Annotated in this window: 4 protein-coding genes; all 4 read right to left on the reverse strand. The window is 62.1% G+C overall.

Features of this window, described 5'->3' with window-relative positions:
* Positions 1–46 precede the first annotated feature (46 nt).
* A complete protein-coding gene (locus tag QZY44_RS02270; protein ID WP_295441676.1) occupies positions 47–301 on the reverse strand; it encodes a WGR domain-containing protein in 255 nt (84 codons plus the stop codon).
* 204 nt (positions 302–505) lie between these two features.
* Positions 506–766: a hypothetical protein gene (locus tag QZY44_RS02275; RefSeq protein WP_295441679.1), complete on the reverse strand. Its 261-nt coding sequence runs from the start codon at positions 764–766 to the stop codon at positions 506–508.
* Between the two features lie 365 nt (positions 767–1131).
* Positions 1132–2121, reverse strand: a complete 990-nt coding sequence (locus QZY44_RS02280; protein WP_295441682.1) for an AraC family transcriptional regulator — start codon at positions 2119–2121, stop codon at positions 1132–1134.
* 639 nt (positions 2122–2760) lie between these two features.
* The coding region (locus QZY44_RS02285; protein ID WP_295441685.1) for a peptidoglycan DD-metalloendopeptidase family protein at positions 2761–5874 on the reverse strand (3114 nt) is incomplete at its 5' end.

Raw genomic sequence — 5874 nt, forward strand, 5'->3', positions numbered from 1 at the left:
CCTACCAAGCCTTGGTCATGACGTTCCAGGGCAACCCGCCGATGCCTCAGCTGGGGTAGCTTGGCCGGGGTACCTGAACAGTTACCCCGGGTCTTGCTTCGTAGCCGTGCTGCTGGCGCCGCTTGGCGATCTTCTGAATCTGGGCTTGGCCGTCTGCATAGGACGCTACGCCGGTGCTGCGCATCCCACCCACCCGTGATCCCAGTCCGCCCCAGACCGTGACCAGGGTCCATTCACCGAACAGGTCTTCCACGAGGTGGGCATGATAATAGCGGCCTTTGGCGATGTGCAGCCAGCGCATGGAGATTCACCCGGAGCGAGCAATGGTTACGCACGTTCGACCATTCCCTGGCAGCGCGGCGTGCTTGTCCCTCAGCCGGAGCCACGCGCCGAGCGCTCCTGCGGTCGGGTGGGCGCGACTCAGACCGTAATGCTGGGCGGAGACAACGAAAAAGTCCAGGTGCCGAAGTCGCATGGGCCGGTGAGCGCCCGGTTCACCATGCGGCTAGAGCGCCTCCATCAGGCTCGCGCAGAAGCCGAAATACTCCCCACGGGCTGCCTGCTGTCCCGGGCTATGCTCAGCTGCTGGCCGCTCAGCCGTGGCCCATCCTCCCAGGGCGTCGAGTTTCTTCATTAAAGCGGCGAGAATGTGGCCGAGTTCGCCGGGGGATACGATGGTCCCGCGAGCCACTCGGGAGCGGACCGAATCGATGTACTTGACTGCGGCCAGGGTGCCATGTTGATACCCAGATGCGTAAGGGGTCATTGTGTGTCCTGTGGTCATTCGCTCCTCGGCGAGAAACTCCGTCCGTCAGGGCGGGGAGGGATAGCGGGTAAGCGCGGCGTGCGCGTTTCCGTACGCCAAAGCCATCATCATCGCCGCGCTACGGGGCGCGGCAGTGGCCGTTAGTCGGGTGACTTTGCGGGGCGCGATGGCCCGGCCTGGGCGTCAAGAGGTGTGGCTGGGTGCGGTCCTAGCGGGTGGTCGGGTGTCAGGTGCCTGTCGAGACTCTAACAAAGCGACCGCCCGAGTGCGTTATCGGAACACGCCTCTTTCGTATCAAAACGCGCCAATTTCCACTGGAGATCGTCTGACATTGTTCAAAAGGAAAAAGTCGGGCGACGCGATCGTCAGGTGGGACCCTGATCAGCGGATGGGCTTCGGCCGGTCCATGCCTTATAGGCCCGGGAGAAGGCTGGCTGGTTGGAAAAGCCGGTAAGGAAAGTCACTTCGCTGAGGGGGTGCCTGCCACCTTTTAGATATCGCTGGGCGACTTCCTTGCGTACGTCCTCGGACACTTTCTTATAGGTGGTCCCTTCCTCTCTGAGTTTTCGTTGCAGGGTCCGCGGGGCGAGGGCCAGCTCCCGGGCCACGTCTTTCGCAGACGGATTGCCGGATGGTAGACGGCGACATATCTCCTGCCTTACCCGATGGGTAAGCTTGGGTCCGCTTAGAAACGCATCAAGGTCGGCGAGTATTCGGTCACTCTCATTGGCGAGATCCAGATTTCCAGCTGGTAACTTCTTGCGCACGGTACTTAGCGCGAAGGTCAAGCCCGACGAGTCGTCATCGTAGCGCACCGGACACCCGAAATAGTGCTCGTAGTCGCAGGATTGCCAGGGGTGGCTCAACTGGACCTCCAGAAGAGGAAGCCCCGGGCCGTATACCTCCCGGCACATTTCTAGAATCAGAGACATATGGGCATCTTGCAGTGTCGCTATATCTGCTTCTGTCGATCGCTGCATAGACGTTACACTGAGGCTGTCTTGGTTGATGGTGATCTGTAAGCCCGTGTCCTGAGTCACGATTCGATAATAGCGCGCCAGCCGTATCAGCGCTTCTTCCAGAGTGCGCGATGCCATAAAGGCGTAACCCAGTGCGTGGTAGTCGGTCGGCCGCCAGAGTTTTCCTGCTGCGAGTCCCCAGCAGGGGTCTGGAATCCGCTGTTGGGCCAGATGCCAGAGTGTGCGCATCTGGTCGACCGGATAGCGCGCTTTGGCGTCGTCGAGTTTAGCCGGGTCCAGCCCACATTCGAGGTACAGAGCATCTGCGTCCAAGCCCTTGTCTTGGATGAGACGATGCAAAATGCGCCCGGCGGTCGCAAGTAGCGTAAATACCATGGTTTCCTCCTTGATCCGATGAGAGTTAGTTCCGCATTTTCTGCATCTCTTGGAAGCGGATGCTAATCCACCTCGGTTTCAATATAAATGAGACAGCATCGCCTGGCAAAATAGTGCAGAGTGACTGGGGAAAAACAACGTAAAAAAGGCGTGAAACCGGTTGAAGTTGGGGGGCGGATATGGCCCTGATGTCGTATGGAATCTCCCTAGGGATCAATGCAATGGTCGATATCGCCAGCGACTTCCCTCATTAATCGACGGCGATGTCTCCTCCGCTCATCATCATCGAATCCGTATAAGTTACCGCCAGTGTCAAGGCTTCCGCGCATCCTCATTCGGGTTGCTGGATTTATTCTGCAATCGGACGCTTCCTCATCAGCCCTCCGAATGAGGTCTTGATTGCGACATGATTGGCGAATAGCGAGCCAGCCCAACACCGCAACGAAAATCGTGCACCCCAGATGGCGGTCGATCCAGAATAGGGCGGTGAATACGGCAGGAGCGATGAGCATCCACCGGACTCGCCGCGGAATAGTCCGAACGGCCCGGCGGAAGCGACGGATGAAATCGCGCATGAGTTGCTCTCGTATTGTCGGTCTGAAATTTCGTGGATAGTCGTCAGAGCAGTTGGAAAGCGTTTCACGCGCCCCGGTCCACATGCTGAAATGCATGCAGGACCTTCGGCAGATAGTCCACCGTCTCCTGTTTCAGTGGCTTGCCTCGCCCGGCCAGATAGTCATCAATGCGATCGGTCCCCGCGTTGTACGCCAGTACGGCGTGCTCCCAATTGCCGAATTTCCCGTAATCTGTGGCCAGCTTTGTTGCGGCCCCCTCCGCCGCCTCGCGGGGATCGAAGGGATTTGAGACATGATAATCGGCCGCGGTCGCAGGCGTGATCTGGAACATTCCCTGAGCCCCCGCGTCGGAGACGGCCGTTGGGTTGAAGTGGCTCTCGACTGAAGCTAGTGCCGTCAACATTCCTGGCGGCAAGTGATGTCTCGCCTCGGTCTCGGCGAACATTCCTCGTAACGGCGCCGGTGCGACAATCGGAGCCTGATGAACCCCAGCGTCGTTTCCGCCCGCCGCCGGACGTGACGGTGCTGCGGTGACCGCAGGCGCTTCTTGACCAGGGTGCCCTGGCTCACGCAGGTGTGTCAGCGGGTCCTGCATAGGATCGACTGCCTCGCCGTTGCGCCAAACCTCGAAGTGTAGGTGCGGCCCCGTACTTCCGCCAGTATCCCCAGAATAACCAATGACATCACCCCGGTGCACTGCCTGTCCCTCCTGGACCGCGACGCGGGACAGGTGCATGTATCTGGTGCCAGCGTCCCCGCCGTGGTCCATCGAGATGTAGTTCCCGGCGCCATGCTCCTGAACGCCCGTGCGCGCGATCCCGTCGGCTGCGGCATAGACCGGGGTCCCCTCCGGCATTGCGAGGTCGACGCCGCGATGGGGCCTCACCTGTCCGGAGACAGGGTTCACGCGATGTTCAGAGAAGCCTGACGTTATAGGATATTGGCTTGGGTTGGTGACCGGGGAAGACAATGCGACGTTCGCGCCTTGTCCCTGTTCACCCCCGGTACTGCCGAGCGACTGACTCCTTAGCCCGGGCTCAGGGCTTTTTTTTTCCGGCGGCTGCGTCTGTTCGTTGAAGGCGCCGATGAGCCGCAAATCCGTGTCGTCCCTGGTGCTCGCCGAGCGCTCGATGAGCTCGGCGATCTGCTCGCCCCGCCGGCTGCTGCCCGACTCCGCGATCACGGCCTGGTGCGCGGCCTGTTGGGCGTCGCTCGGCATACCGGCGATCACCGTTTCGGTCGACGCCCGGTACAGTTGCTCTTGCGCGGGGGTCAATCCGTAGGAGGAGACCTGATTCATCCGCGCGTCCACCATCGCGTCACGGGCGCCGGTCCAACCCGCCTCGCTCCCCGCCGCTGCCCGCCCGGCCTGGACCGCTGCACCGATGCCTTGGCCGTCCCGCAGCGCCCCGGCAAATGCCTGGGCCCCGGCCACCGTCTGGCTGGCCACGCCGCCGACACCGGCCCCAGCCAGCGCCACAGTCTCCGCCGCCTGGGCGAGCAGTCCGCCGGCCTCGTTCTGGGCCACCTGCGCAGCGGTGCGTGGGAGCGCCGCGTGCTGCTCGATGATCGCGCCAAGTCTGGACTGCTTGTCCGATCGCAAGGCGCCTTGCGCATGACCCGCGGAAGCAGCGACCTCGTTGCGCGCGCCCTGCGCAAAGCGATCGACGGCCCCCGCGCTCCAGGCCTGGTGGGTGGCATCGCCGTGGGCGGACACCTGGCCCGCCAGGCCGGCTGCCTCCGGTCGGATATCCCGCAGTACGGCGTCCTCGACCTGGGATTGGGTGCCGCCGAAGCCGGGTACCGAGCTGCTCAGGTCGGTGTTGCGGCTGGGCGAGATTCCCTGGGGTGCCTGAAAATTGAATTCGCTGGCCAGGATCTCCATGCCTGCTTCCTTGGCACCAGCCCGCTCGGCCGCGGTCATGCCCCTGGCCCGCGGGCCGTCGGTGTGGCCAAGCAGCAGTCCCATGCCAGCGATGGCGCGCGCCTGGTCCGGATCGGCGGTGACGCCACCGACCAAGAGACGCTGTGCCGCGTCATCCCGGTCGCCATCGAGGTTGTAGCTCGCAATGGTGCGATCCAGCTTTTCATTGAGCCCTTGGTGTTCCGGTCTGACCAATCCCGCACCGGCCGCGATGCCATTGTACGAACCCATGGTGCCGAACCGCTCGGACTGTGATTCCGCATGATCGAGACTGCGCGACGCGGACAGCACATCGTCGGCTGATTGAGTGAGTTGCGATGATTCGCGACTGTCCAGTCCAGCCGTGAAGACGTTGCGCTCGCCCGTCTGCGCGTCAACCTTGAGGCCCTCGGCGACCCGCGCCTGCAGCGACTGATCGGATGTCACCTTTTCTGAGATATCGGACGCCATGCTGTCCGCGAGTTTGCTGTCGACGCCGTACTGGCTCTTTAGGGTTGCCCCGATGTCCGCCTTTCCCTTGCCGCCCCCGAGCGAGCCGGCAATCACCGCCCCCATCTGCGTGCTCGACATCCCGCTCTCACTGTACTTTTGGGTCAGTCCTTCCGCGGTGGCCATCAGCACCGAATCGGTCTGGCTTTTGCCCCCATCCTTCAACCAGGTGCTGGCATGCGAATCGAAGCTCTCGCCACTCTTGGTCGCCGTGGTGCTGGCCGCGCTACCGAGCGCCGACGAGAACCCGCTGCTCGACCGCTGCATAGCCTGCTGACTGGACCGCAGGTCCCGCTGGACCTCTTGTCCGACATTGACCGACCAGCTTTGCTGTTCGGCTCCCGGCGCGACGGTCCCCGACAGCGGCCCATGATTCATGATGGGCTGCATGTTCAGCGCTGCGGCCGGGTTCACCGCATCGGGCGAGGCAATCTTCTCGTTGATGTGATCCCCGCTTTGGAGCCGACCGGCCAGGTGCGTTGCGGTGATCGCTGAGCCATAGATCAACATCAACGAAATCGCCGGCGTACTCGCCGCGAGCATTCCCCCGACGCCCAGATAATCGCTCAAAATGAAGTCGAGCTTCCAGATCGCGAGGATCGACGGCATGGGGGTGTTGCCCAGCGCCACATCCTGGAGCGCGTCCATCTTGAACTTCACCGCCATGATGATATAGAGGTTGATGATCGCGAGGATCGGCTGCCAAAGCTGTATCCACAGGCCGAACAAGAGGTACTTGCCGACCATACTGATGCCGGTTGGCCC

It is taken from the genome of uncultured Thiodictyon sp. (assembly GCA_903837595.1).
Lineage (GTDB): Bacteria > Pseudomonadota > Gammaproteobacteria > Chromatiales > Chromatiaceae > Thiodictyon.

Excerpts from the sequence above, each read along its gene's own strand:
- QZY44_RS02280 (WP_295441682.1), bottom strand. The coding sequence starts at position 2,121 with ATGGTATTTACGCTACTTGCGACCGCCGGGCGCATTTTGCATCGTCTC.
- QZY44_RS02275 (WP_295441679.1), bottom strand. The coding sequence starts at position 766 with ATGACCCCTTACGCATCTGGGTATCAACATGGCACCCTGGCCGCAGTC.
- QZY44_RS02270 (WP_295441676.1), bottom strand. The coding sequence starts at position 301 with ATGCGCTGGCTGCACATCGCCAAAGGCCGCTATTATCATGCCCACCTC.